Source organism: Ideonella sp. P3_A4 (assembly GCF_056403075.1).
Genome location: NZ_JBFUGE010000664.1, coordinates 1 through 3,118, shown reverse-complemented (window position 1 = coordinate 3,118; position 3,118 = coordinate 1). Strand labels below are relative to the sequence as shown.

The following is a 3,118-nucleotide window of genomic DNA, read 5'->3' as shown; positions in this document are numbered from 1 at the left end:
ATTCCCGGGATGAGTACCGTTGGCATACTGAACAAGAGAGAAAGCGGGGTGGGTATCCAGAGAATGATAGAACATGCGCTCGACATTCTGCTCCAGCAGCTTGCCCGTCCAGTCGGCGATCACCAAGGCGTGGCCCATGTCTTGCAACACCTGAAACTCACCTGCCGCGTTGTTCTGAAGCACATTGAATTCGGTCATCCAAATCTTCCACGACCGCGTGGGTGACTTGGGATCATCCGTACCGAGCAATTCCTTGACGTTTTCGATTTCAGCCCCTCGATCCACCTCGTAGAGCATCTCCTGGGTCTGCTTAATCCGCCGCGCCTCCAAACTAGCTCCCTCATAAGGTTTGGCGGAAAGATACTTATGAATGGAATAGGCATAAACGCGATCCAGCTTATTGGCGTCGCCGAGCTTCGACTTCAGGGCATTCAGCCAAGCCTTGGCCTTGTTCTCCTGGTAGTCCTCTGCCAGCCCCTGCGCCAGCAGTTTGATGTCCGGCCGCGCTGCTTTCATCTTCTCCTGAAATTCATAAAATATATCGGCGTGTTGGGTTGCATTCCAGCGTGACCAATCTTCGTTGCCAACTTCCCACCACAAGGTGGTGGCGCCTTCGGGGCTGGCAACCCAGGCGGCAGCCTTTGATGCAGCAATGGACAGATTGGCAGTCTCGATTTCCGGGGGCAACGGCGGGTTGCTGAACTGGTTCTTATTGATGTACTGGAAGCCCCAAGGGTCGTATTTGAGCCAGAAGACAGTGTTGACTTCGAACAGGCGTTCCATATCAAGGTTGTCCGCAGCGGTATAGTGGTTTATTTCACTTGGGGTCAAATACGCATTCCATTGCGTAGGGTGGGGCAAGCTGGGATAGCTGTGAATCGGATCATCCCAAATATACAGATATGAGCTGTTGCCGTGAGGGAAGCGCAAGGTACCCAGGGCCAAGCTGTCGATCGTGTCGGCAGTCTTGGACGACACCGGTGTTCCTCCGACGTCGCTGAGATTGTCAAATGTCCAGCGCCATTGAGATGTCACAAACTCAATACCGCTGCCGAAGGTCCGTCGGCCAATATCAGAACGATAAGGCCCCAGGGTGCTTGCGGCATCAATTTGGATCACCACGGGATGAGACGTGTTGGCGGCAAACGCCGGGCCGAATGCTGTCGCCGCGAGCGATGCGGCCAGCCACGGAAATGAGTTCATGGGAGCAAGTCCTTCGAAGAAGATTTGGCGGTAGCGCGCAGAGGGACCGGCTGACCACAGCAACGGCCGTTTTCGGAGCAAGCGGCGTTGCGCGAAAGAGGGTTGCACTGGCAGCCTGTCGACGCCGACGGGATGAGGTAGAGGCCCGCGTCGCAGGCGCCTGCCCCGATGCCAGTCACTTCAGGTTGACCGGGCCCGCATCACGAGGGGCACCAGTGTCAGCTGCTTCGAACTCAAACGCGCCGCGGTCCCACGCACCGTCGAGCCCGCGGACCGTGCCATACCCGTCGATATTGAATGGTTCAGCCAGGGTGGCACCTGCCACTGTGCCCAGCTTGAGGCGGAAATCAAGGTTCAGGTAGTCGACAAACGGGTCGCCGCCAGCAGCGCTGGTGCCTGCGGGCTCTGAGTGGTTGCCGCCCGAATTGATGAAGTGGTTGTTGTCGTGCTTGCCGAACTTGGCGAAGTCCGGGCTTTGGCAGTTGTAGAAGAGGTTGTTGTAGGCCACGTTGCCAGAGGACACGTTCGGGAATGTGCTCAGGCTTTCCTGGTCCACATTGATGAAGGTGTTGTTGTAGACGGCGACGTTGTGAAACTCTTCGCCAGCGCCGCCTGTCCACCCGCCAATGAGCCCATTGGCTTGCTGCCAGTGGGCGCCCGGGGGCTTGTAGAACACGTTCCCGTAGATGCTCAACTTGGCCTGCGTGTTGGACGAGTTGTCCCACATGATTCCGCCGGTGCTTTGGATATCGGTGAACAGGTTGTGGCGGAAAGTGACGTTGCCCACGTTGCCGGCGAAGCCCCAGATGCTGGCCACTTCAGAGTGAACGTCGCTGGAGCCGTGGAAGGACTCGACCCAACCGTGTTCCACCACCAGCTTGTGCGGGCTGACGAAGAAGGGGCCGCGGCCGATGCCAACCATCCGGAAGTACGACAGGGTCACACCGGTGGCCCCATAGACGGCCAGACCGTCGTTCGAGAAGGACCCACCGTGGTCGCTGGCCGAGCCTTTGCCATGCAGCTCGACGTGACGAATCGTGATGTGATCGGCCTTCACGTTCTGGTCGGCGATCTTGATGAGGGGCACCTCATCGCGCCTTTCAACGATCTTGATGCCAAACAACCCGCCCCAGTTGTTCACGGCGCCACCGCCGGTTTGCCCGTCGAGCAACCAATGGGACGACGTGAATGCCAAGCCGCCGGTGAAGACGGCTTGGCCATCGCCATAGGCGTCGCTCCAACCCGCACTGGTTCCGTGGTCGGACACCGTGGCCTTCTTGATCGTGATGGGCGTCGTTCCTTTCGTCTTCGTTCCGAATCTGCGCCCCGGGTAGATGCCGTCACCCAGGTAGTAGGTGTCTCCGCGCTTCAAGGATTTCGGCAGCGCTGTATAGGCATTGACCCAATCGATGCCCGTGTTGTTTCCGGTCGCATCGGCTCGCACGTATTGATCGGCGGCACTGGCAGTGGTCGGGATGGCACAGGCCGCAACCAGCATCAACATGGCCGGAAGTCGCTTCATGGATGTGGCCGCCGACGCGGCGAGCAACACATTCGGGAACCTGAATTCACACTTCATAGAGAGCTCCTTGAACGGATCGATTCGATGTCAAGTCTCTGCAAGAACGCGTGCGCCGTCGTTATCCTGGGTTAACGTTTGGCGTAACTTCGGGTATGCGGCCACTGGTCATTCCAGTTGGCTGCAGGCGACCGAAAGTGCCCTCACTGTTCGTCGAGTGCCCTGTGCCGCAACCGTGACTTGATGCGACTCAGGGCGACGGGGGTGACGCCGATGTAGCTGGCGATGTCCTTCTGCGGGATCATGGTCGCGAACTCTTCGTACTCGACCAGAAAACGCAGGTAGCGTTCTTCCGCTGTCTTGGTGAGGAACTCCATTTCGCGCCGTTCGGTACGT

2 protein-coding genes and 1 pseudogene are annotated in these 3,118 nt (G+C 58.3%); all 3 read right to left on the bottom strand.

All coding sequences use genetic code 11. The features are described 5' to 3' along the window. A partial coding sequence (locus AC1DYI_RS30785) for a hypothetical protein (RefSeq protein WP_477207918.1) occupies positions 1–1,203 on the bottom strand: 1,203 nt, incomplete at its 3' end. A 175-nt stretch (positions 1,204–1,378) separates the two neighbouring features. Next, the gene (locus tag AC1DYI_RS30780; RefSeq protein ID WP_477207917.1) at positions 1,379–2,707 is read right to left on the bottom strand and encodes a right-handed parallel beta-helix repeat-containing protein; all 1,329 of its coding nucleotides are present in this window, start codon (positions 2,705–2,707) and stop codon (positions 1,379–1,381) included. Between the two features lie 218 nt (positions 2,708–2,925). After that, positions 2,926–3,118: pseudogene (locus AC1DYI_RS30775) on the bottom strand (Crp/Fnr family transcriptional regulator); the annotation flags it as partial.